The following is a 24,715-nucleotide window of genomic DNA, read 5'->3' on the forward strand; positions in this document are numbered from 1 at the left end:
CTTGTTAATTATATATAAAAGCAATATTATCGTTTGAGAGTAGTGTAAATTCAGATAGTATTCAAACCTTTATCCGTAAAAAAATATAGAGAACAGTGTTTGAGAGTAGTGTAAATTCAGATAGTATTCAAACATGGAAAGCAGTACAATAAAAAATATATAGGTTTGAGAGTAGTGTAAATTCAGATAGTATTCAAACTGTACTTGTGGAGCCATCTTTTAATCTATGGTTTGAGAGTAGTGTAAATTCAGATAGTATTCAAACATCTTTGCAATGTGGAAATATGGAATTTAAGTTTGAGAGTAGTGTAAATTCAGATAGTATTCAAACAAAGCACAGAAGAAATTCAGTGGAGTATTTGTTTGAGAGTAGTGTAAATTCAGATAGTATTCAAACGGACGGAAGAAAAATAAAGACATATAGTGTGTTTGAGAGTAGTGTAAATTCAGACAGTATTCAAATAAAAAAATAAATTATGTTAGATTATACCAAGTTTCAGAGTGTATAATATTCTAAATTAGAATAAAAACGTAAAAATTTAAAAAGAACAGATAGGGAGCTTTTTCCCTATTTTTTTGTAAAAATATTTTGTTTTTAAGAAATTTATGTATTAAAAAAAAAGAGAAAATGTTATATAATAAAAAATATAATGATAAAAATTAAGATATGAATTTTTAAATTTATAATATATTAAGAAATGAAATATGAGGAATAAAAAAATGGAAACTTATCATAATCCCATGTAAAATGTTAACGATGATTAGAAAATAAAAAATACATAAAAATATCAAGGAGGAAAAATTATGTCAATATTAGTTTTTGGACACAAAAATCCGGATACGGATACAATCTGTTCAGCAATAGCATATGCTGAATTAAAAGGAAAATTAGGAAAAGATATAAAACCTGGAAGACTGGGAGAATTAAATGAAGAAACAAAGTTTGTACTGGATTATTTTAAAATTGGAAAACCTGAACTAATAGAAAATGTTTCGGGAAAAGAAATTATGCTTGTCGATCATAATGAGAGAACACAGACGGCTGACGGATTTGAAGAAGCAAAAGTATTGGAGCTTGTAGATCATCACAGAATATCAAATTTTAATGTGGATGAGCCTCTTTATGTCAGAATGGAGCCGGTAGGATGTACAGCTACAATTATACTTAAACTATTTAAAGAAAATGGATTATTACCTGAAAAGACAACAGCGGGATTAATGCTAAGTGCCATAATTTCAGATACGTTACTATTTAAATCACCTACATGCACCGAATGTGATATAAAAGCAGGAAAAGAATTAGCTCAGATAGCGGGAGTAAATCTTGAAGAATATGGTCTTGAAATGCTGAAAGCAGGGACTGCTTTAGGAGGAAAATCAGAAGCTGAACTACTTAATATGGATATGAAAATATTTGAAATTGAGGGAACGAAAATTGGTGTAGGGCAGGTCAATACTGTAAATGAAAATGAATTAGTTGAAAGAAAAGAAAAATTTATTTCAGAAATGAACAATATTATTTCAAAAAATGGACTAAATTTTTTCCTGTTCATAATTACTAATATATTATCGAATGATTCTGTAGGAATAGTGGCAGGAAATGGCAATGCAGCAGTGGAAAAAGCATTTAACGAGAAAGTAGAAAATAATACTGTTTTACTGAAAGGCGTAGTTTCAAGAAAAAAACAGGTAATACCTCCGTTGACAAAAGCAATACAGGAGAGTTAGTTTTTATAGTAAGGTGGTTTTTCCATAAAATTGACAAAAAAATCTTATGTATGGTATAATTTTAAAAATAAGAGTTTAAAGGAAAAAGGTATGGCAATAATTAAATTTAAGAAACGTGAAGAACCTAAAATTCTATTCGGTATAAAATTACCTTTGATAGCTACAAATTTTTATAAGGAAATCAAAAATAAAAAAACAGGTTTGGAAATAATAAGAGATACATTAAATATAGCTGACGGAAGATTAATCAATATTGTAGATGTCCGTGATGCAAATGATAATCCCGCTTCAGTTCTTGTTATTTACGATAATTTTGTAAATGAAAAGGAAATAATGAAAATGAATCTTGAAATAGAAGTTTTTGATTTTAATATTTTTGAATTTGATTATAATAATAAAGTAAATATTGAAGAAGTAATTGAAACAATTAAACACAGAAATTAAAAACAAAATTTTTAGAGAAAGGTTTGATAAAATGAAAAGAATATTACTACTTGGGATTTTGATGATGATGTTTTTTAATTTTGGTAATGCCAAAACACCAAAAATAAAGAAGACAAGAGCTGAAAGAAAACTTGAAAGACAAGAAAAAAGAGATGATAACAAATTTAAAAAGCAGATGAAAAAATTTCAACTGGAAGCAGTAATTAAGACGACTAAAGGAGATATATCATTATTCCTTTATCCTGAAGCTGCTCCTCAAAATGTTGCAAATTTTGTATTTCTGGCAAAAAATAATTTTTATAACGGACTTGCATTTCATAGAGTTATAACAAATGTCTTAGTTCAGGCGGGAGACCCTGTAGGCGACGGAACGGGAAATACAGGATATTTAATAAATGATGAAATAGTAGATTGGCTGTCATTTGATAATGCAGGGAAATTAGCATTAGCAAATACAGGTCCTAACACAAACAGCAGTCAATTTTTTATAACAGTGTCTCCTCTAACTCAGCTGAATAATAAATATACGATAATTGGAGAAATAAAATCCAGAGAAGATTTGAGTGTATTAAGACTCGTAAGACAGGGAGATAAAGTAACTGATATAGAAATAAAAGGAAAAAATGTAGATGAATTTTTAAATTATTTCTCAAGTGAAACAGCTCAATGGGAAAGTATTTTAAAACAAAATAAATAGGAAATAAAAAAGCTGTCTTAATTAAGACAGCTTTTTTTAATTTTGGATATTATATTTTTCTAATACAATATTTACATTTTTTTCTTTTCCATTAGAATAAATTTTCAAGTTTACAGTTTCTCCTATTCTTTTAGCAGCCAGCTCTCCTATAAATGAACTTGCAGAGGAAATTCTTTTATTATTTAATTCAAGGATAACATCTTTTTCACGGATACCGTATTTAGCGGCAGGAGAATGAGGAAATACTTTATTTATATATACTCCGTAAGAATATGGCGGTTTTGCCTGTCCTGCCGGTATAGCCGACAAATCGTTGATAGAGATTCCTAAATAAGGACGTTCAAATTTTCCTGTCTTTATAATCGAATCTTTTACATTTTGAGCAAGATTGGAAGGAATAGCAAAACTTATTCCGATATTTCCTCCCGTTGTGGAAAAAATAGCTGTATTTACTCCGATAACATTTCCATTAATATCTAAGAGTGGTCCTCCACTGTTTCCCTGATTTATAGCAGCATCTGTCTGAATAAAGTTTTCAACCTGTTCAATTCCGAGTGAGCTTCTTCCTAAGGCTCCGATTACTCCCACAGTCATTGAACTGTTTAGTCCCAAAGGATTTCCAAATGCGATTGCCCAGTGTCCAATTTTTATATGGTCTGAATTAGCAAATTTTAGAGGGACGAATTTTTTATTTGAATTGATTTTCAATATGGCAATATCAATCTCAGGAGAGCCTCCTACAAGTTTTGCAGAATATTCGTTACCGTCAGAAAGTTTTACGTATATTTCATCAGCTCCGTCGATAACATGATTATTTGTCATAACATATCCGTTATCGGAAACGATAAATCCTGAACCTAAACTTCCGGAATCCTTTTTAATCTGTCTACGTCCTGACGTTCCGAATAACAGTTCTTCAAGGGGATTGTAAGTGTTGACAATAATAGTTTTTTTAGTTCTTATATTGACTACGGAATCCTTTGTTCTGTCATATACATTTGAAAATGCGTCCTGCACTCTGTAAACATCATTTGATGATGAAACAGAAGTTTCTATTTTTGGTGTATTGCCTGCATTACGACTCGCCGTTTCAGCATTCAGGCTCAAAGCGGTAAGCATAAATATAGCTGTTAAAATCTTTTTTAAACTCATAAATATATCTCCTTATTATTTAATTATACGTTTTAAAATAAATTATATTACTGATTAATTAGAAAATATATAGAATTTTAATAAATAATTCCTTTGTAGGATATTTTTCAACAGTACATGAAAAAAAATAAAAAAATTTGGAAAAAAATGAAAAAAATGATTGACTTTGAGAAAAATAAAGTATATTATAAGAATATAATATTGTAAAAATAAAAAATAAAATATACAAAGTAAATATTATCAGTACAACTAAAGATATGATTATGGAAATAAAAAATTTAAAATAAGCATTGCCAATATAGACGAAGTTATAGTTGTTGTGAAAATAGAAATAATAAAAAAATTATGTTTTATCGTAAAAATAAATTTTGAAATATATAACTATGAAAACAAAAAATATAAAATAAAACATAGAATACAGAATTTCAATATAATAGAATTTAATATATAAAAAAAATTTATTTTATAAAAAAATCCGAATAAAACAAAAGATTAAATAAAATAAAAAACAAAATCTAAATAAAAAATCTAAATTACAGGAAGGAAAATTATGCTGGAAATAGACAGATTTGAAAAAATAATGTATGAATTAAATAAAAAAGGCAGGCTTTCCTATCAGGAATTAAATGATATTATGGATGTATCGTCATCTACTATAAGAAGAGACATTGAGAAGATGTATTTAAAAGGGCTTTTATTGAAGATCAAAGGCGGTGTCTGTCAGCAGAAAAAACTGAGTTTTGATATTGAAGTAAAAGACAGATTTAAAGAAGGTGTCAATGAAAAAAAGGAAATTGCCGAAAAAGTTTCGGAAATAATAAAAAATGGTGATTTTGTTTATCTTGATGCAGGAACTACTGTTTTTTATCTTATAGAAAAATTGAAAAATAAAAATCTGACAGTTGTAACAAATGGTCTTATGCATATAGAAGAACTGCTGAAATATGGAATAAAAACGATAATTGTTGGAGGCGAAGTCAAGCATTCGACAAAAGCCATAATAGGAGTAGAAGCTATTCAGGCTCTGGAAAAGTTCAGATTTGACAAATGTTTTTTAGGAACGAACGGAATAGATACAGAAGCAGGATTTACAACTCCTGAAATAAATGAAGCAATGTTGAAGAAAAAAGTAATAGAACTGTCAGAAGAAAAATATATTCTTGCCGACAGTGAAAAGTTTGATAAAATTTCAAATGTGAAATTTTCCGAACTGAAAGAATGTAAAATAATAACAACTAAAAAAGCTATTAAAGAAAATAATAGATATAAAAAATATTTTTATTAATATTGAGATTGTTATTGTAAAAAATTTTTATCTATCTGTAATTACAGCTATGAATGATAACAGCTATAAAAATAATGACAGTTATGAAAAATTTTTAGAAAATAATAAAAAATCAAAATATTAATTAGAGAAAAGGAGGTCAGTATGATTTATACATTGACTTTAAATCCTGCTTTGGACTATGATATGTACATCAATGAAGATTTGAAAACGGAACATCTGAATCTTGCAAATAAAGTTAATTACAGAGCCGGAGGAAAAGGTATAAATGTATCAAAAGTTCTTAAAAACCTGAATATAGAATCGACAGCAATAGGTTTTATAGCCGGATTTACAGGTAATTTTATAGTCAGGGATTTGGAAAGAGACGATATAAAATCAGAATTCGTAGAGCTTGAAGGATATACAAGAATCAATGTAAAAGTAAATGGTAACGATAAAGAAACAGAAATAACCGGTGTTTCTCCTGAAATTTCAGAAAAAAAATTAAAAGAATTGACTGAAAAAATTTCTTGTCTGAAAGAGGGAGATATACTTGTACTTTCGGGGAGTATTCCTGCAACTTTGAGCAGTAAGATATATAAAGAACTCTCGGAAAATATAAAAAAGAATGTGAAAATTGTTCTTGATACAAGAGGAAATCTGTTGCAGGATAATATACACAATAACTTTTTCATTAAACCGAATATTCATGAATTGAGAGATATGTTTAATGAAAAATTGGAAACAAAAGAAGAAATTGTAAAAAAATGTTCGTTTTTCTTGGAAAGAGGAGTAGAAAATGTAATTATTTCACGTGGCGGTGATGGGGCATTGCTTGTAAATAATGAATTTGTAATGGAGGCGTCAGTACCTAAAGGAGAACTCATAAATTCCATAGGTGCGGGAGATTCAATGGTGGCAGGATTTATAGCAGGATATGTAGGAAATATGTCTTTGGAAAATTCTTTCAGACTGGCAGTAGCAGCAGGAAGTGCTACGGCATATTCTTACGGACTTGCAGAAAAAGACTTTGTAGATAAACTGTACAAAGAGATAAAAATCATTAAGGAAGGTGTATAAAAAATATGAAAATATCGGATTTGCTGATAAAAGAGAGAATAAATCTCAATTTACAATCCAGAGATAAAAAAAGTGTCATAAGAGAGATTGCAAAATTACATGACAATACAGGTGTTTTAACTGATTATGAGGGATATGTTGGAGCATTAAATGCGAGAGAAGAACAAAGCTCCACGGCGCTTGAAGAAGGAATAGCGATACCTCATGCAAAGACGGAATACGTAAAACAGCCTGCATTGGCAATGGGTAGGTCTACAGAAGGAATAGATTATGAATCAATGGACGGAGAGCCTTCTCATTTGTTTTTTATGATAGCGGCACCCGCAGGGGCGGACAATACTCATATCGAAACACTGGCAAGGTTAACACAGCTGTTACTGGACGATGATTTTAGAATAAGCCTTGAAAAAGCTGAAACACCTGATGAAGTTTTGGATATTATAAATAAAAAGGAAGCGGAAAAATTAAAAGCAGAAAATGCTGAAAAAGAAGAGGCTTCTGTATCTGTCAATGAGGGTGAGAATTTTATAATAGCTGCAACGGCGTGTCCCACAGGGATAGCACATACATATATGGCTGCGGAAGCATTAAAAAAAGCGGCAGATGAAATGGGCGTAAAAATAAAAATAGAAACAAACGGTACTGACGGCAGAAAAAATGAACTGACATCTGAAGATATAAAAGCTGCCAAAGGTGTAATTCTTGCAGTGGACAGGAATATAGAAACAGCGAGATTTAATGGGAAACCTCTGATAAAAGTAGGGGCAAAAGAGGGGATAAACAATGCAAAAGGTTTAATTCAGAAAGTATTGGACGGAAATCTACCTGTTTATACGGCTTCAAATGAAGAGGGAACTACATCAAAATCAGGAGAAAAAACAGGATTATATAAACATCTGATGAGCGGTGTGTCGTATATGCTTCCCCTCGTAATAAGCGGTGGAATATTGATAGCATTGGCATTTCTAGCAGATACTATTATGGGGAACAGCGATGCAGGGACTGATTTCGGATCAAAATCTGCACTCGCAAAAATGCTTATGAACATCGGAAAACAGGCATTTGGATTATTTGTACCTATATTAGGCGGATATATAGCCTACAGTATGGGGGACAGAGCGGCACTTACAGCAGGACTGGTAGCAGGGGCATTGGCTTCTTCCTTGGGTTCAGGATTTTTAGGAGCTATAGTAGGAGGTTTGTTTGCAGGAGTTGTCGTTAAATTTTTAATATCCGCATTAAAAGGATTGCCTAAATCATTAAACGGGCTGAAAATGATACTGTTTTATCCTGTGCTGTCGGTATTGATTGTAGGGATAGCGATGATACTCGTAATAGACCCCGTTGTAAGTATACTGAATACAGGTTTAACAAATTATCTAAATTCAATGAACGGTTCAAGTGCAGTATTATTAGGACTGATACTCGGAGGAATGATGGCTGTGGATATGGGTGGTCCTGTAAATAAGGCAGCTTATGTATTCGGGACAGGAACACTGGCAGCTACAATGACAAAAGGGGGAAGCGGTGTCATGGCGGCAGTTATGGCAGGAGGAATGGTACCTCCTTTAGCAATCGCTCTGGCTTCTACATTATTTAAAAATAAATTTACTGAAGAAGAGAGAGAAGCGGGGATAACAAACTACGTAATGGGGCTATCATTTATAACAGAGGGAGCCATCCCTTATGCAGCGGCAGACCCTGGAAGAGTAATACCCGCAAATGTAGTAGGTGCGGCAGTAGCAGGAGCATTGACTATGATGTTCGGAATAAAAATAAGAGCCCCTCATGGAGGTATATTAGTAATGGCACTAAGTAATAATTTCTTAATGTATCTTGTAGCAATAGCTGTAGGAAGTATAATTTCTGCTGTTATATTGGGAATATTAAGAAAGAAAGTTCAAGAATAATCTAACGGAAATAATCTGAATATCCATAATTTAAATTTTATAGATACATAAAATTAGATACATAGATTAAAAATATAAATTATACGTATAAGCCATCAAGCTACAGAAATATGAATGTTGAATATAAATTAAAATTATAGAATTAAGAATATAGATTATAAACTTTAAATTGTGAATAAGGATATAAATATTTTAAAATATAAAGTTAAATATTAAAGTTAAAATATAAAGTTTGAATAAAGTTTGGAATAAGATTAGGATAGTTAAAAAATATTTCTGGCTATAATATTATTAGATTATTTAATGTTAAAATAAATAAAAAATATAAATAATTGAAATCGATAAAAAACACTCTAAATACTTGAGAAAAATTATATTTTCAAATTATGGAGTGTTTTTTTATTACAAATAATATTTGAAAAATATTTAAATATAAGGTAAGATAATAAATAAAGAAATTATTTTTAAAAATATCTTGTATTAAATAAGGAGAGAATAATTGAAAATGGATGATATTTTGTTGAAAATTAACAACTTGTATACAGGATTCCGTATTAAGGATGAATATTATAATGCGGTAGATAATGTCTCAATTGAACTGAAAAAAAATGAAATACTGGCTATAGTAGGAGAATCAGGGTGTGGAAAAAGTACCCTTGCTACATCCGTTATAGGACTACACAATCCTATAAATACAAAATCTGAAGGAGAAATAATTTATAAAGGAGAAAATCTCCTGTCATTAAATGAGGCGCAATATAACGAAATCAGAGGAAATGAAATAGGAATGATATTTCAGGATCCTTTGTCGGCTCTAAATCCGTTAATGAGAATAGAAGAACAGATAGAAGAAGGACTTATATATCATACAAAATTTGATGCCGAAGAAAGAAAAAAACGTGTATATGAGCTTCTGCAACAAGTCGGGATAGCTAACTATAAAAGGGTAGGCAGACAGTTTCCCCATGAGCTGTCAGGGGGAATGAGACAGCGGGTAATGATAGCTATTGCTCTTTCGTGCAAGCCGTCAATTTTAATAGCTGACGAGCCTACGACAGCTCTCGATGTTACAATACAGGCACAGATATTGGATTTGCTGAAATCCCTCCAAAATGAGATACAGGCAGGTATTATACTGATAACTCATGATTTGGGAGTAGTTGCGGAAATGGCGGACAGAGTTGCAGTAATGTATGCAGGACAGATTGTCGAAGTAGCGACAGTCGATGAGCTTTTTAATAATCCGAAACATCCATATACAAGGTCTTTATTGAGCTCCATACCTCAACTTGACAATGAAACGGAAAAACTGCATGTGATTGAAGGAGTCGTTCCTTCATTAAAAAACCTTGTAAGAACAGGTTGCCGATTTGCTCCGAGAATATCATGGATAGAAAAAGATGAACACGAAGAAAATCCTGAGTTACACGAGATTTCTGAAGGACATTTCGTGAGATGTACCTGCTGGAAAAACTTTTATTTTAAAGATACTCAGGAGGAAAATGAAAGTACAAAAAATGATATGGGAACGGAGGAAAGATAAAATGAGCTTTATGGAAATAAAAGGATTAAAGGTTCATTATCCTATTCGTGGCGGATTTTTCAATAAAATAATAGATTATGTCTATGCTGTAGACGGCATTGATATGACAATAGAAAAAGGAAAGACATATGGGCTTGTAGGGGAATCGGGTTCAGGCAAGTCTACAATAGGGAAAGCTATTATAGGTCTTGAGAAAATAAAAGACGGAATAATCAATTATGATAAAGAAAAAATTGATAAAAAAACAAGGGGAAGAAACAGAAAATATAAACAGGATGTTCAGATGATATTTCAGGATTCGCTCTCAAGTTTAAATCCTAAGAAACGTATAATAGATATAATTGCGGAACCTTTGAGAAATTTTGAAAATCTGACCTCCGACGAAGAGAGAAAGAGAGTGTCCGAATTACTTGAAATAGTAGGTATGACTGATGATGCATTATACAAATATCCTCATGAATTTTCAGGAGGACAGAGACAGAGGATAGGAGTAGCAAGGGCAGTTGCTACAAAACCTAAGTTGATAATAGCCGATGAGCCTGTTTCAGCACTGGATTTATCAGTACAGGCACAAGTGCTGAACTATATGAAAGAGATACAGAAACAGTTCGATTTAAGTTATCTGTTCATATCTCATGACCTCGGAGTAGTAAAACATATGTGCGACCATATATCAATAATGTATCGTGGACGTTTTGTAGAAAAAGGAGAGAAAAACGACATATACAGCAATCCTCAACATATATATACAAAAAGACTGATTGCCGCAATACCTGAAGTAAATCCTAATCATAGAGCAGAAAACAAGAAAAAAAGATTAGAGGTAGAAAGAGAATATATCCAGAATGAGTTGGAATATTATGATAAAAACGGAAAAGTTTATGATTTGAAAAAAATAAGTGATACTCATTATGTGGCATTGGCAAATAAAGTCAAAGGAGGAGAACAGTAAAATGTGGAAAACGATATTGAGAAGAACATTGGTGATGATACCTCAGCTATTTATATTGAGCGTACTGATATTTATACTTGCCAAGAAAATGCCGGGAGATCCTTTTACAGGATTGATAACGCCCCAGACAGATCCTGCGGCTTTGGAGGTACTAAGAAGAAAGGCAGGATTATACGACCCTTGGCACATACAGTATTTCCGTTGGATGAAAAATGCTTTTCAGGGAAATTTTGGAATGAGCTATGCTTATAAAATACCTGTAAAAACGCTGATAGGTCAGAGAGCTGCAAACACATTTATATTATCTCTGGCAAGCATAATATTGACTTACTCTATAGCCATACCGTTAGGAGTTCTGGCAGGAAGATATCAGAATTCATTTTTTGATAAAGTAGTAGTTTTCTATAACTATATAAGTTATGCTATACCTACATTTGTCATGTCCCTGATTATGTTATGGTTATTTGGATATACGTTGGGCTGGTTTCCGAAAACAGGTTCCGTTACTATAGGACTCGACCCGGGAACATTCAAATATTACATAGACAGAATACACCATATAATTCTTCCGGCTGTAACTTATGCTCTATTACAAACGACAAGTACAATACAGTATTTAAGAAATGAAGTAATAGATGCAAAATCCCTTGATTATGTAAAAACTGCAAGAAGTAAAGGAGTACCTGAAAATAAGGTTTACTCAAAGCATATATTCAGAAATTCCATATTGCCTATAGCTGCATTCTTTGGATATACAATAACAGGACTGTTGGGAGGGTCGATTTTCATAGAAATGATATTCGGATATCCGGGAATGGGAAATCTATTTATAAGTTCCATAAGTACAAGAGATTACAGTGTTGTAACATCACTTATACTATTATACGGATTTTTAACATTATTGGGAAGTCTATTGTCAGATATTATAATGAGTATAGTAGACCCGAGAATAAGAATAGAGTAGGTGGTGTTATATGAAAAAGAGTGATAAAAAAGAAATCGAAAATATGAATATAAAAATAAGTGAAAAGCCGACAGGATTTAATGTCATAATGAGAGAAATAAAAAAGGATAAACTGGCAATGTCTTCCCTTGTGATACTCACAGTATTATTTTTGTCGGTATTTATAGGAGCGGCATTTTTGAATAAAGATGAAGTGATGAAAGTATCTCTGCTGGATAAATATGCAGCTCCGGGAGAAGGTTTCTGGCTTGGAGCCGATACTGGTGGACGTTCTATTTTAGGACAGCTCGTAATAGGAGCGAGAAACTCAATAGTAGTAGGAGTAGCAGTTACTGTAATTACATCAGGACTTGGAATTATAATAGGACTGATTTCAGGATATTATGGCGGTATAATAGACTATATTATAATGAGAATAGTGGATTTTATAACAATAATGCCTACCCTTATGCTAATAATAGTATTTGTAACTATTGTTCCAAAGTATAATCTTATTTCATTTATATTTATAATGAGCGTATTTTACTGGACAGGAATAACAAGACTAATAAGAAGTAAAGTTTTATCGGAAAGCAGAAAAGATTATGTACTGGCTTCAAAAACATTAGGAACAAGTGATTTTAAAATAATATTTAGGGAAATTTTGCCGAATATAAGCTCTATAATAATAGTGGATACTACATTGGGACTTGCAGGAAATATTGGTATAGAAACAGGACTGACTTTTTTGGGATTTGGATTTCCGCCGTCTACTCCAAGTTTAGGAACTTTGGTAGGATATGCCACAGATCCTGAAGTTATGGCTTCCAAATTATGGATATGGGTTCCTGCTTCACTGCTTATACTTATTATGATGCTATGTATAAATTATGTAGGACAGGCACTGAAAAGGGCTGCCGACGCAAGACAGAGATTGGGATAAGAGTATATTAATATAAATTTAGTGAGAAAAACTTATTTTATAAATAAATTATAGTAATAATTAATTATAGTAGTTTCAAAAATAAAATATATTAGTAAAGGAGAACGGATATGAAAAAGAAAAATCTTTTTTTGATGTTATTGATTTCCATTATGTTATTGACAGTTGCCTGCGGGCCGGGAAAGAAGAAAAGCGATAAAGGAACCGAAAAAGTCGACATTTCAAAATTTCCTACGGCAGTTGAAAATAATGAAAAATCTGTAGAGGGCGGCACATTAAAAGTAGCAATGGTGAAAGATTCAGCAATGGTAGGTCTTTTTAGTAGTGTTTTAGCTACAGACGGTTTTGATATGATGATTACTTCCAGTTTTATAGGAGAGCAAATATTTGATACTGATGAAAATTTTGAAGTAATGGATACCGGAGCAGCTTCGTTGGAGGTAGATGTAGCTAATAAAAAAGCTACTATAAAAATAAAAGATAATGCAAAATGGAACGACGGACAGCCATTAATAGCAGATGATGTAATATATGCCTATGAAGTATTGGCGAATAAAGACTATACAGGTGTAAGATTTGACGACGAAAGCAGAAAAATTGTAGGGATAGAAGATTATCATAACGGTAAGGCTTCTACAATTTCAGGAATAAAAAAAGTAAATGACAAAACAGTCGAAATATCATTTACTGAACTTGGACAGGGAGTATACACTATAGGAAATGGATTGATAGGTTATGCTCTGCCTAAACATTATTTGGGTGATGTTCCTATTAAGGATTTGGAATCTTCTGAAAAAATAAGAGATAAAATGTTGACAACGGGTCCTTATTATCCTGTGAAAATGGTACAGGGAGAAAGTGTCGAATTAAAGGCAAATCCTTACTATTTCAAAGGGAAACCGAAAATTGACAGAGTAACTGTTCAAATAGTAAATTCCAAGACAATAACTTCGGCATTAAAAGCAGGGGAATATGATATAGCACTTTCAATAACAGGAGATATATATAATACATATAAAGATTTAAATAATCTGACAATATTAGGAAGACAGGAGCTTTATTACTCATATATGGGCTTTAAATTGGGTCATTATGATAAGGAAAAAAGAGAAAATGTAGTTGATCCTAACGCTAAAATGGGAGATGTAAAACTGAGACAGGCACTTGCTTATGGATTGAATGTAGACCAGATGTTGACGTTTTATAACGGATTAAGAGAAAGAGCGACTTCGTCGGTACCGCCTATATTTAAGAAATATTATCCCGAAGGACTTGAAGGGTACCCTTACAATCCCGAAAAAGCTAAAAAGTTGTTAGATGAAGCAGGTTATAAAGATGTGAACGGCGACGGATACAGAGAAGATAAAAATGGAAAACCTTTTGAAGTAAACATTGCCGCTATGGCAGGCGGAGATATAGCCGAACCGTTGGCACAGTTTTATATTCAGAACTGGAAAGAAATAGGAATAAAAGCTGTATTATCCACAGGTAGACTTATAGAGTTCAATAATTTCTATAAAAAAGTGGATGCTGATGAAAAAGATATAGATGTATACTTTGCAGCATGGGGAGTAGGAACAAATCTGAACCCTATTGAAAGTGCAGGAAGAAAATCTCCTTTCAACAGAACCCGTTTTGTTTCTGAAGAAAATGACAGATTAATGAAAGAAGTAGTGGGAGAAAAATCCCTTACGGAAGCAGGATATAAAGCGGCAGCTTATAAAAAATGGCAGGAATATTATATAAATCAGGCTGTAGAGGTACCATTGACATACAGATATGAAATATTCCCTGTAAATAAAAGAGTAAAAAATTTCAATATTTCATATAATATGGATAAATATGCAATACATCTTGTAGAATTGACAGCTAAAGAACCGATAAAAGCTACAAATTAAAAAAATTATAAATAAAAAAGATTGTTTAAATTCTTATAATAGAATTTTGGACAGTCTTTTTTTATTAAAAATTATTTTTGAAATTAAATTGCGGATATTTTTTAAATTTTTTATGAGAAAGTTTTATTGTTATTATATTTAATTGTTATTATATTTATATCCATAGTATTCTATATTTGTAATTTTTGATAATAATGATTAAAAATTATTATTGATATAATTAACAATATATATTCCTAATAAAAATTTTTAATGCAAAAATTTCTTGTATATATGTTATAATTAATATAACATATTAGTAATAAAAATGTTTGTCGGGTAATTTATCCATATAATTCAAGGAGGAATGTAGGATGAAAAGAAAAAACGGAATTTTAACACTGATAATATCTTTTATGATATTACTGACGGCGTGTGGACCGGGAGAAAAGAAAAGTGCAAAAAGTGGAAACAATGTCGATATTTCAAAGTTTCCATTAAAAACAAGCAATAACGAAAAGACAGTAGACGGTGCGACATTAAAAGTAGCATTGGTAAAAGATTCTCCATTAGTGGGAATTTTGAGCAACGTACTTTACACTGACGGTTCAGACGGAACGATTATTGACAATTTTGTAACTTCAGCAATATTTGATACTGACGGAAATTTTGAAGTAACTGATACAGGAGCTGCAACGCTGACAGTAGATACTGAAAATAAAAAAGCAACTATAAAAATAAAAGATAATATAAAATGGAGCGACGGACAGCCTTTAGTTGCCGAAGATATAATATATTCCTATGAAGTTGTAGCAAATAAGGATTATACGGGTGCGAGATATAATGACGAAAAAAGAAAAATTATTGGAATAGAAGATTATCATAACGGTAAAGCATCTACAATTTCGGGAATAAAGAAAATAGATGAGAAAACAGTGGAAATCTCATTTTCCGAAATGGGACAAGGTATTTATACAGTAGGAAACGGACTTATAGGATATGCTCTTCCGAAACATTATTTAAAAGATGTTCCTATAAAAGAGTTACAGTCTTCGGAAAAAATAAGAGAAAAATTGGTAACAATAGGGCCATACTATCCCGTAAAAATGGTACAGGGAGAAAGTGTGGAACTGAAAGCAAATCCGTATTATTTTAAAGGAAAACCTAAAACAGACAGGGCAACAATTCAAATAGTAAATTCAAAAACAATAGTTTCGGCAATGAAGTCGGGAGATTATGATTTTGCCCTTGATATACCTTCAGATTTGTATAATGTATATAAAAATCTTAATAATATCGAGCTTCTTGGGAGACAGGAGTTATATTATTCATATATGGCGTTTAAAGTAGGACACTGGGATAAGGCAAAAAAAGAAAATATAATGGATTCCAATGCTAAAATGGCAGATGTAAAATTGAGACAGGCTTTGGCTTACGGGCTGAATGTTGATGAAATGGTAAAAGCGTTTTATAACGGTCTAAGAACGAGAGCAACTTCATCGGTACCGCCTGTATTCAAGAAATATTATCCCGAAGGACTTGAGGGATACCCTTACAATCCTGAAAAAGCTAAAAAGTTGTTAGATGAAGCAGGCTATAAAGATGTGAACGGCGACGGCATAAGAGAAGATAAAAACGGGAAGCCTTTTACAGTAAATATAGCAGCCATGGACGGAGGAGATATAGCGGAACCCCTATCTCAATTCTATATTCAGAACTGGAAAGATATAGGGATAAAAGCGGTACTGGCTACAGGAAGACTTATGGAAAGTAATAATTTTTATGATAAACTTGATGCGGATGATAAAGAGATAGACGTATTCTTTGGAGCATGGGGAGTGGGAACAAACCTGAACCCGTTTGAGTCGGCAGGAAGAAAATCTTTCTTTAATATGACACGTTTTGCTTCTGATGAAAATGACAGACTTATGACTGAAACGGCAGGAGAAAAATCATTAAAAGAAGCAGGCTATAAAGCGGAAGCCTACAAAAAATGGCAGGAATATTATATAGGTCAGGCTGTAGAGGTACCTTTGACATATAAATATGAAATACTTCCTGTAAATAAAAGGGTAAAAAATTTTGAAATAGATTATAGTAATCCTAATAAAGGGTTTTATCTTGTAGAGCTGACAGCACCACAGCCGATAAAAGCTACAAATTAAAAAAATATAAATAAAAAAGATTGTTTAAATTCTTATAATAGAGTTTTGGACAGTCTTTTTTATTGGAAACTGTTTTTGAAATTAAAATATAGAAAAGTAAAAGCTCTCATTTTCTTTTAATGTAAAGTTATTATAATAAATTGAAAATAGTTATAATAATAAATAATCAAGGAGATAAAAATATGGGAAAAGAAAGAATAAAAATGATTTTGACTATCCTGATTCTGATTTTACTGACAGCCTGCAATATAGGAAAATCAGGCAATAAATTTGAAATCACTGAAGAAGTCAAAAACGGCGGACATAATGTAAAAGGAGCAGTTCTTAAAGTGGCAAATATAAGAAATAGTGCTTATAGCGGAGTGTTTTATTCAATCCTGAATACAGATTATGATGGAAGTTCAGTAATATTCTTTACTGATGAAAATATTTTCTATTATAAGAGCGACGGGACATTATCCAAAGGGGGAATAGCAGAAGCAACTACGGATATTGATAAGAAAAAAATTACTGTCAGAATAAAGAAAGATGTAAAATGGTCTGACGGAGTTCCTCTCACGATAGATGACTATATATATACTTATGAAGTTATGGGACATAAAGATTATTTTTCTCCCGAAGCAGCTGAAGCTCTAAGAAAGCACATTGTAGGGGGAGAGGATTATTATAACGGGAAAAGTGATAAAATCTCGGGAATAAAAAAGGTAGATGATAAAACAGCTGAAATATCGGTCATAAATTTTTCTCCCGATAATAGAAGCACAGCAGGAAATTTATTGATAGACAATGTACTTCCGAAACATTATCTGAAAGACATTCCTGTAAAAGATTTGCCTAATTCCGAAAGAATAAAGCAAAAAATGGTAACAATCGGTCCGTATATACCTGTGGGTATAACAAACGAGGGGAAAACGGTTATGCTTGAAGCAAACAGAAACTACTACAAAGGAGTACCAAAAATAGAAAAAGTAACGGTAGAAGCAACAGACAGAAATAATATACTGAAAAAAGCAAAAAACGGACAATATGATATTATTACTGTATATGAATATCTATATGAAAATTTAGAAAAACTGAATAACATAACTCTTGTAAATGAAGGCAGCAGAGCTTATAAAACATTGATTTTCAATATGGGATATTATGATGAAAATAAAAAACAGAATATAACAGACCCCAATAAAAAAATGACTGATATAAAATTGCGGGAAGCCCTTGCTTACGGTACAAATGTAGATGACATAATAAAGGAATATTATAATTCAGGAATAGACAGGACTACAGGCATAGTTCCGTCAGCATTTGGAAAAGCCTATGATGTGAACGTAAAAAACTATCCTTATGACCCTGAAAAAGCAAAGCAGTTACTGGACGAAGCAGGATACAGGGATATAGACGGCGACGGATATAGGGAAGATAAAAACGGACAGCCTTTTGAGTTGAGAGTAACATCAATGGATCCGTATTATGAACAAGTTAAAACTTATATGAAAAACTGGGAATATATAGGATTAAAATCAATATTTGTAACAGGAGATTTTGAAAAGGATGTTAATACATATTTTAAGTCAATAACAAAAGGAAATAACGATGTAGATGTATATTATACTTCTTTAAGAATGGAAAGCATGGAAAATGATAATTTTCATAATACATATTCAATGAAAGGAACAAATAATTACAGTCATTTTACATCAGAAAAGCTCGAAAAAATAGTAGAAGAAATAACAGGAAATAAATCTTTAAAAAATCCTAAATACAGAATAAAAATGATAAATGAGTTTCAAAAATATTATTTGTCCCAATTACCCGAAATACCTTTAATGAATGAATATTCTTATTTTGCTCTGAATAAAAGAGTGAAAGGCTATAAAGGAAAAACGGATGACCCGAAATATGGGGTACATTTATGGGAACTTACAGCTAATGATCCTATAAAAGCAAAAAATTAGGAGAATAATAAATATAATATAAAGATTTTGGAGGTAAAAATGAGAAATATAAAAGTAAAATCGGCTTTATCAGCTTTACTTTTTATAATATCGGTTTCCTGCGGTATAAATAATGGAAATAATACAAATCAAAATCAGGGAAACGGTCAGCAAAATATTCAGAAGAATAATCAGAATGTCATTATAAAATCGGAATTTAAACAGAGAATACCGAATATAGTTACTAACAGTCAACCGGCAGTGGACGGAGGAGCCATAAAAGTGGCAGTAATAAATAAAACTGCTTTTACGGGGACATTAAATGAAATTTTTGCTACCGATGAAGCCGATAAAAAAATTATGAACCTTATAGGAACAAGAGTTTTAGAAATAAATGATGATTTTGAACCTACAGATAAGGGGATTATAGACGAAATGTATATCGAAAATGATGACAAAAAACTTATAAAAAAAGTCAGATTTAAAATAAAGGAGGGAATAAAATGGTCTGACGGACAGCCTCTTACAGCTGATGATTTTATATATACTTATGAAGTCGTAGCTGATAAAGATTATAAAGGGAATGAGAAAAAAGGAATAAGTTATATCAAAGGAGTAAACGAATATAATGGGGGAAATGCTGAAAAAATCCCGGGAATAAAAAAAATAGATAACAGAACGGTAGAAATAGAGTTTAAAGGATTTCCCGGAACAATTACAGCTCCTTATATGTGGGGATTGCTCAGGTATGTCCTGCCTAAACATCATCTGAATGGAATTCCTGTAAAAGATATGCCGAATTCACCAAAATTAAGAACCGATATAGTTACTTTAGGTCCATATGTACCTACTGAAATAATATCGGGAGTGGGATTTAAAGCAAAGGCAAATCCTTATTATTTTAAAGGGAAGCCGAAAGTGGAAAATCTCTCAGTAGAAGTAATAAGCGGCAGAAATTATCTTGAAATTACGAAAAAGGGATATTATGACATAATGATGTTTGCTTTAGGGTCGACTGAAGATTATCCTATATTAGAAAAGTTTAATAACATTGAAATAATCGGAAATATGTCATCGGGATATTCTGCCTTTGAAATAAAATTAGGTTATTGGGATAAGGACAGAAATGAAAATATCTTGGACCCTAATAATAAACTCGCTGATAAAAGAGTAAGACAGGCATTGGCTTATGCTCTGGATATAGATAATAAAATAACGGATGTAAAAATAAAAGGAGCGGGACATTATAATCTGACCGAAAGAGCTACAACTGTTATTCCTCCCATATTGAAGAAATATTATAATGAAAATATACAGGGTTATCCTTACAATCCCGAAAAGGCAAAACGGTTACTGGATGAAGCGGGCTACAGGGATATAAACGGAGACGGAATAAGGGAAGATAAAAACGGACAGCCTTTTGTGATAACTATAGCAAAGGGAGAAGATAATTATATTGATACAGGGAAAAAAGCGGATGCCTACAAATCAGTAGTAGGACATGCCGTAGAATATTGGAAAAAAGTAGGGATAAATGCAAGAATTGTTACAGGAGATTCTCAGGAACTACAAAAGAAAAATGATGAAGATAACAAGGAAATAGATATATATTACGTTGGAAAAGGATTAACTTATGACGCATACAATCCATATTTCTATAAACGTAGAAAAAATTTTAATACAACTTCAAGATTTGCTTCGGAAGAAAATGACAGACTGCTTGATGAAACTGTGAGTCAGAGATCAATGAAAGATGAGATGTATAAGATACAGGCATATAAAAAATGGCAGGAATATTATATGGAACAACTTCCTGAAATTCCTCTGTTTTATTCGTATAATATAGTTATAGTAAATAAGAGAGTAAAAAATTTCTATATTTTTGACAATGGAACTCTGAACACTCTATATATGACAGAACTTACTGCACAGGCACCTTATTCAAGCAGCAGATAATAAAACTTGGTTATTGACAAATTATCCGTTTTATAATAAAATAAATTAATTGTAATCATTACAAAATTAAAGAAATTATTATATAAACAGGAGGATAAAATGGATTTTAGTTTGAATTTAGGTGCGTTGGAAAAAGGAAAACTGAGAAAAATAGATGAGAATGAATTATATGACGTGATTGTGGTAGGAGCAGGTCCGGCTGCAGTGTCGGCAAGTATTTATGCTGCGAGAAAAGGACTTTTAGTTGCTATGATAGGACTGAAAGTAGGAGGGCAAATGCTCGATACGAATGAAATCGAAAATATTATAGGTACTCCAAGAACTACGGGGTCAAAATTTGCGGAAGACCTTGAAAAACATATGAAAGAATATGAAATTGCGTTTAAAGAAGGACATCTTGTAAAAGAAATAAAAGAAAACGGAAAAGACAAAGTACTAATAACAGATGACGGAAAAAGTTATAAGACAAAAACTGTTATAATTGCTACGGGTGCTTACTGGAAAAATTTGAATATACCGGGAGAGGCTGAATATACAGGTAAAGGAGTACATTATTGTTCTACTTGTGATGGGCCGTTTTATAAAAATCTTGATGTAGCCGTTATCGGCGGAGGAAATTCGGGAGTGGAAGCTGCCCTTGATTTGTCAGGGATTGCAAAAAATGTTACTCTGATAGAGTTTATGCCCGAACTGAAAGCTGATATGGTCTTACAGGATAAATTAGCGGAAAGAGATAACATAAATATCATTACAAACGCACAGACTACGGCAGTAACGGGAACACAATTTGCTGAAAACCTGAAATATCTCGATAGAGAGTCCAATATAGAAAAAGATTTGAAAATAGACGGTGTATTTATAGAAATAGGATTATCTCCAAAAAGTGATTTAGTCAAAGGTTTGGTTGAACTTAATAAAATGGGAGAAATCGTTATTAACGAATACAATATGACAAGTGTAAAAGGAATATTTGCCGCAGGAGATGTTACTGTCATTAAGCAGAAACAGATAGTCGTTGCAATAGGAGAAGGAGCAAAAGCGGCACTCGGAGCTTTTGAATATATAATAAAACAGTATTAATTATAACTTTCCCTAAAATCTTGTTATTTTATACAAAATTACTTGAATATTATTAATTAATATTATAAAATAAAAATAAGATTTGAAAGGAGAAACAAATGGAAGAATTAAAAAAATTATTATCGGAAAAATATCTTGGAATGGGGGAGTATTTTAAGCAAACATTTAGCTTAATGACAAAAATAGGACAGAAAGAAATAGCAATATTAGGAGGTATAGCTTTAACCCAGATTGTAACATCGTTTTTTAATGGAAATCCTGTTGTATTTCTGATAGCGATAATAAGCGAGATTTTATTAGTATTTCTATTGCAAAGAATTATTTCCTATATAGAAGGAGATGATGATGGTTATGCCAATCTAAACGGAATTTCAAATAATAATAACTTAAAAAAAATTGCCATAGCAGGGTTGATAATGGGGTTACCTATAATAAATTTTATAGCAATGATATTCTTAATTATATATCCTTATTTTTTACAGGCATATTTAAATAAAAATCTTGATTTGAAAGGGACTTATGAATACTCTTCCAGAATTTCTACAAATAATAGACTTAGAATACTTTTACCGGGAATGCTTACAGCTGTAATTATTTTTATTCCGGTGGTTGCCATAGCAGCTGTATCTCTTATGATATCTATTCAATTTGGATGGGTTATTACAGGATTGATGGTTGCAATTTTATCACTTTTCTCCAGTATACTATCTTCTATAATTTATTTGAACGTGAAGTATATGGATGAAGAAAACTCAGGCAGTTATGATAATAGAAATATAACTGACGAAAATGCCATTGATTATAATAAAGATAAATAAAAAATAAATCAGAACTGTTTTTAGAATTGAAAAATATAATTTATATATTGTTATAATTTTTTGTTCTAAAACAGTTCATTTTAATATTTTATAAGAGATAACAATTTTATAAAAATAATAATTGGAGATAAAAATGAATTTATTTGAGAATTTATATGAAGAGAAAAAACCTTTAGCTTTCAGATATAGACCTAAAGATTTGGAAGATTTTTACGGTCAGGAGAAACTTGTGGGCGAAAAAGGAATACTGAAAAAGATTATTGAAAAGGGAACTTTTATGAATTCGATATTCTGGGGAGCTCCCGGCACAGGAAAAACTACTCTCGCAGAAATTATCGCAAATAAAATGAATTATAATTATGAATATCTGAATGCCATAAAGTCTTCCGTTTCGGATATTAAAGAATTATCCGAAAGAGCAAAAAGAATATTTGGGATTGAGGGAAAACAGACATTACTTTTTTTTGATGAAATTCATAGGTTTAATAAATTACAGCAGGATTCACTGCTCCAGGATTTGGAAAACGGAAATATAATATTAATCGGTGCAACAACCGAAAATCCCTATTATAGTCTGAATAATGCCTTACTGTCCAGATGTCTTGCTTTTGAGTTTAAGAAACTGAATGAAGAAGATTTGTTTAAAATTTTGCAAAATATAAATGAAAAGGAGAAATTTGATTTTTCCGAAGAAATTCTCAAATATATTTCCGAAATAATCGAGGGAGATGCAAGACAGGCGATAAATATACTCGAACTGCTTTCAAATACTGGTGTAAATTTTACTCTTGATGAAGTAAAAGAAGTGCTGAATACAAAAAAATCATATCATAAGACCGAAGACAAATATGACACTATTTCCGCAATGATAAAAAGTATAAGGGGGAGCGACCCTGATGCTGCAGTTTACTGGATAGCAAAGATGCTGTCTGGAGGAGAAGACCCAATGTATTTGGCAAGGAGACTTGTAATACTGTCATCGGAAGATATAGGACTGGCAAATCCGCAGGCTTTACCTATAGCAGTGGCAGGAATGCAGGCTGTAAAGGAGATAGGAATGCCCGAAGCGAGAATAATCTTATCCGAAGTGGCTATCTATCTTGCACTTTCTCCCAAGAGTAATTCCGCATATTTGGCGATAGATAATGCTATTGGACATATAGAAAATAATAAAATTCAGGATGTTCCTAAACATCTGACAAAATTAGGTGCCAAAGATTATAAATATCCACATTCTTATCCTGAACACTTTGTAGTACAGGACTATATGGCTGAAAAAATAAAATTTTATGAACACGGGGATAATAAATTTGAAAATATTGCAAACGAAAGAATGGAAAAACTGTGGAAAAATAAAAAATGAGAATATTTATTTATAATATTTAAAACCGTTTTGCAAGTCTATTTAAAATTTTACAGTAAAAATATATAGTGAACATTGGAGAAAATAAATTGTTTTAAGTCTTTAAGCGAGTTTTTATTTTCTCGGGAATGAATAGACATTTTTATCAGCAAAATTTTTTTAGAGTAAGACAAAAGCGATTTTAAAATCTGTAAATAAACGTTCTCATTATATTAATTATTTTATGACAACTTATTTTATAACGACGATTTTATTATTTTCAATTTTTATATCTTTTATCATCTGAAATTTCTCAATTTGTTTCAGGTCTATCAGCTCCTTTTTTTCGAGCTGACTGAAAGCAAAGTTTAAAGCAGTTCTTATAATAGGTTTTTTATCCATATCAATTTCTTTGTCTTCTTTTGTAACTTTTATAAGTTTAAAATCGTCAAGATAAAGTTTTGCGTCCATTAAATCGTATTTTATATCTGTTTCAAAAGTCATTGTTCCACTTATTTTATCGTTAAGTGCGTCGTTCAGATATTCTACTTCTATTATCATTTTGTTATTTTCAAAATGGGTTTTAGGATTATAAAGTTTTATTTTTCCGAAAGGATAAGATTTTTCCATAGGAAATTTGGACTTTACGGCAGTCTGCACCATTGAATCGGGTATCTGCACCTGATTCTGAAAATATAAATACGTTCCTCCGCCTACACCTAAGACTATCAGGAACATCAGTAATCTGAAAAAATGTTTCATAATTCACCTCTTAAAATGTATGATATGGCTTAATATTAACATTAAAAACTTTTAATAAACTTAGAAAATGTATAAAAATAACGGTTTGGATAATATAAAATTTTGTAATATTTTTTTGTAAGAAT

Annotated in this window: 19 protein-coding genes and 1 CRISPR repeat array; of the genes, 17 read left to right on the forward strand and 2 right to left on the reverse strand. The window is 31.6% G+C overall.

The window, feature by feature from the left end; translation table 11 throughout:
- Nucleotides 1-31 precede the first annotated feature (31 nt).
- Nucleotides 32-463: direct repeats of the CRISPR family, unit length 36 nt; unit sequence GTTTGAGAGTAGTGTAAATTCAGATAGTATTCAAAC.
- 341 nt (nt 464-804) lie between these two features.
- The 3 genes from ACO5J6_RS05775 (at nt 805) to ACO5J6_RS05785 (ending at nt 2,869) form a co-directional block, all read left to right on the forward strand.
- Complete coding sequence (locus tag ACO5J6_RS05775) at nt 805-1,728, forward strand: manganese-dependent inorganic pyrophosphatase (RefSeq protein ID WP_485642656.1); 924 nt, start codon at nt 805-807, stop codon at nt 1,726-1,728.
- A 90-nt stretch (nt 1,729-1,818) separates the two neighbouring features.
- Nucleotides 1,819-2,172: a hypothetical protein gene (locus ACO5J6_RS05780; RefSeq protein ID WP_485642658.1), complete on the forward strand. Its 354-nt coding sequence runs from the start codon at nt 1,819-1,821 to the stop codon at nt 2,170-2,172.
- A 31-nt stretch (nt 2,173-2,203) separates the two neighbouring features.
- Nucleotides 2,204-2,869: a peptidylprolyl isomerase gene (locus ACO5J6_RS05785; RefSeq protein ID WP_485642659.1), complete on the forward strand. Its 666-nt coding sequence runs from the start codon at nt 2,204-2,206 to the stop codon at nt 2,867-2,869.
- A 36-nt stretch (nt 2,870-2,905) separates the two neighbouring features.
- Here the strand turns inward: ACO5J6_RS05785 and ACO5J6_RS05790 are convergent, their stop codons facing one another.
- A complete protein-coding gene (locus ACO5J6_RS05790; protein WP_485642660.1) occupies nt 2,906-4,021 on the reverse strand; it encodes a S1C family serine protease in 1,116 nt (371 codons plus the stop codon).
- Between the two features lie 550 nt (nt 4,022-4,571).
- On the opposite strand from ACO5J6_RS05790, the gene ACO5J6_RS05795 reads away from it, so the two are divergent.
- The 14 genes from ACO5J6_RS05795 (at nt 4,572) to ACO5J6_RS05860 (ending at nt 23,849) form a co-directional block, all read left to right on the forward strand.
- Nucleotides 4,572-5,306: a DeoR/GlpR family DNA-binding transcription regulator gene (locus ACO5J6_RS05795; RefSeq protein WP_485642661.1), complete on the forward strand. Its 735-nt coding sequence runs from the start codon at nt 4,572-4,574 to the stop codon at nt 5,304-5,306.
- A 144-nt stretch (nt 5,307-5,450) separates the two neighbouring features.
- Nucleotides 5,451-6,368, forward strand: coding sequence for a 1-phosphofructokinase (gene pfkB / locus ACO5J6_RS05800; RefSeq protein ID WP_485642662.1), 918 nt, complete (start codon nt 5,451-5,453; stop codon nt 6,366-6,368).
- Nucleotides 6,369-6,373: 5 nt separating this feature from the next.
- Nucleotides 6,374-8,278, forward strand: a complete 1,905-nt coding sequence (locus ACO5J6_RS05805) for a PTS fructose transporter subunit IIABC (RefSeq protein ID WP_485642663.1) — start codon at nt 6,374-6,376, stop codon at nt 8,276-8,278.
- 505 nt (nt 8,279-8,783) lie between these two features.
- Entirely contained in the window at nt 8,784-9,821 is a 1,038-nt protein-coding gene (locus ACO5J6_RS05810) for an ABC transporter ATP-binding protein (RefSeq protein WP_485642664.1), read from the forward strand.
- Nucleotide 9,822: 1 nt separating this feature from the next.
- Nucleotides 9,823-10,773 (forward strand): ATP-binding cassette domain-containing protein, encoded by a 951-nt coding sequence (locus tag ACO5J6_RS05815; RefSeq protein ID WP_485642850.1) that lies wholly within the window; start codon nt 9,823-9,825, stop codon nt 10,771-10,773.
- Between the two features lies 1 nt (nt 10,774).
- Nucleotides 10,775-11,737 (forward strand): oligopeptide ABC transporter permease, encoded by a 963-nt coding sequence (opp4B, locus tag ACO5J6_RS05820; RefSeq protein WP_485642665.1) that lies wholly within the window; start codon nt 10,775-10,777, stop codon nt 11,735-11,737.
- A 10-nt stretch (nt 11,738-11,747) separates the two neighbouring features.
- On the forward strand, nt 11,748-12,659 hold the full coding sequence (locus ACO5J6_RS05825) for an ABC transporter permease (RefSeq protein ID WP_485642666.1): 912 nt from the start codon (nt 11,748-11,750) through the stop codon (nt 12,657-12,659).
- A gap of 110 nt (nt 12,660-12,769) precedes the next feature.
- Entirely contained in the window at nt 12,770-14,557 is a 1,788-nt protein-coding gene (locus ACO5J6_RS05830) for an oligopeptide ABC transporter substrate-binding protein (protein WP_485642667.1), read from the forward strand.
- 353 nt (nt 14,558-14,910) lie between these two features.
- A complete protein-coding gene (locus ACO5J6_RS05835) occupies nt 14,911-16,701 on the forward strand; it encodes an oligopeptide ABC transporter substrate-binding protein (RefSeq protein WP_485642668.1) in 1,791 nt (596 codons plus the stop codon).
- A gap of 182 nt (nt 16,702-16,883) precedes the next feature.
- The gene (locus ACO5J6_RS05840; protein WP_485642669.1) at nt 16,884-18,653 is read left to right on the forward strand and encodes an ABC transporter substrate-binding protein; all 1,770 of its coding nucleotides are present in this window, start codon (nt 16,884-16,886) and stop codon (nt 18,651-18,653) included.
- 39 nt (nt 18,654-18,692) lie between these two features.
- Nucleotides 18,693-20,588 carry an ABC transporter substrate-binding protein gene (locus ACO5J6_RS05845; protein WP_485642670.1) on the forward strand — a complete coding sequence of 632 codons (1,896 nt, stop codon included), beginning with the start codon at nt 18,693-18,695 and terminating at the stop codon, nt 20,586-20,588.
- A gap of 99 nt (nt 20,589-20,687) precedes the next feature.
- Entirely contained in the window at nt 20,688-21,668 is a 981-nt protein-coding gene (locus ACO5J6_RS05850) for an FAD-dependent oxidoreductase (protein WP_485642671.1), read from the forward strand.
- A gap of 98 nt (nt 21,669-21,766) precedes the next feature.
- Nucleotides 21,767-22,486 carry a hypothetical protein gene (locus tag ACO5J6_RS05855; RefSeq protein ID WP_485642673.1) on the forward strand — a complete coding sequence of 240 codons (720 nt, stop codon included), beginning with the start codon at nt 21,767-21,769 and terminating at the stop codon, nt 22,484-22,486.
- A 133-nt stretch (nt 22,487-22,619) separates the two neighbouring features.
- The gene (locus ACO5J6_RS05860) at nt 22,620-23,849 is read left to right on the forward strand and encodes a replication-associated recombination protein A (RefSeq protein WP_485642675.1); all 1,230 of its coding nucleotides are present in this window, start codon (nt 22,620-22,622) and stop codon (nt 23,847-23,849) included.
- Between the two features lie 231 nt (nt 23,850-24,080).
- Here the strand turns inward: ACO5J6_RS05860 and ACO5J6_RS05865 are convergent, their stop codons facing one another.
- Nucleotides 24,081-24,590, reverse strand: a complete 510-nt coding sequence (locus ACO5J6_RS05865) for a YceB family lipoprotein (RefSeq protein WP_485642677.1) — start codon at nt 24,588-24,590, stop codon at nt 24,081-24,083.
- Between the last annotated feature and the right edge of the window lie 125 nt (nt 24,591-24,715).

Source organism: Pseudoleptotrichia sp. (assembly GCF_057270515.1).

Coding starts and splice junctions, on each gene's coding strand:
- ACO5J6_RS05855 (WP_485642673.1), top strand. CDS start 21,767: ATGGAAGAATTAAAAAAATTATTATCGGAAAAATATCTTGGAATGGGG.
- ACO5J6_RS05860 (WP_485642675.1), top strand. CDS start 22,620: ATGAATTTATTTGAGAATTTATATGAAGAGAAAAAACCTTTAGCTTTC.
- ACO5J6_RS05790 (WP_485642660.1), bottom strand. CDS start 4,021: ATGAGTTTAAAAAAGATTTTAACAGCTATATTTATGCTTACCGCTTTG.
- ACO5J6_RS05815 (WP_485642850.1), top strand. CDS start 9,823: ATGAGCTTTATGGAAATAAAAGGATTAAAGGTTCATTATCCTATTCGT.
- ACO5J6_RS05805 (WP_485642663.1), top strand. CDS start 6,374: ATGAAAATATCGGATTTGCTGATAAAAGAGAGAATAAATCTCAATTTA.
- ACO5J6_RS05785 (WP_485642659.1), top strand. CDS start 2,204: ATGAAAAGAATATTACTACTTGGGATTTTGATGATGATGTTTTTTAAT.
- pfkB (WP_485642662.1), top strand. CDS start 5,451: ATGATTTATACATTGACTTTAAATCCTGCTTTGGACTATGATATGTAC.
- ACO5J6_RS05835 (WP_485642668.1), top strand. CDS start 14,911: ATGAAAAGAAAAAACGGAATTTTAACACTGATAATATCTTTTATGATA.
- ACO5J6_RS05780 (WP_485642658.1), top strand. CDS start 1,819: ATGGCAATAATTAAATTTAAGAAACGTGAAGAACCTAAAATTCTATTC.
- ACO5J6_RS05810 (WP_485642664.1), top strand. CDS start 8,784: ATGGATGATATTTTGTTGAAAATTAACAACTTGTATACAGGATTCCGT.
- opp4B (WP_485642665.1), top strand. CDS start 10,775: ATGTGGAAAACGATATTGAGAAGAACATTGGTGATGATACCTCAGCTA.
- ACO5J6_RS05845 (WP_485642670.1), top strand. CDS start 18,693: ATGAGAAATATAAAAGTAAAATCGGCTTTATCAGCTTTACTTTTTATA.
- ACO5J6_RS05830 (WP_485642667.1), top strand. CDS start 12,770: ATGAAAAAGAAAAATCTTTTTTTGATGTTATTGATTTCCATTATGTTA.
- ACO5J6_RS05825 (WP_485642666.1), top strand. CDS start 11,748: ATGAAAAAGAGTGATAAAAAAGAAATCGAAAATATGAATATAAAAATA.
- ACO5J6_RS05775 (WP_485642656.1), top strand. CDS start 805: ATGTCAATATTAGTTTTTGGACACAAAAATCCGGATACGGATACAATC.
- ACO5J6_RS05795 (WP_485642661.1), top strand. CDS start 4,572: ATGCTGGAAATAGACAGATTTGAAAAAATAATGTATGAATTAAATAAA.
- ACO5J6_RS05840 (WP_485642669.1), top strand. CDS start 16,884: ATGGGAAAAGAAAGAATAAAAATGATTTTGACTATCCTGATTCTGATT.
- ACO5J6_RS05850 (WP_485642671.1), top strand. CDS start 20,688: ATGGATTTTAGTTTGAATTTAGGTGCGTTGGAAAAAGGAAAACTGAGA.
- ACO5J6_RS05865 (WP_485642677.1), bottom strand. CDS start 24,590: ATGAAACATTTTTTCAGATTACTGATGTTCCTGATAGTCTTAGGTGTA.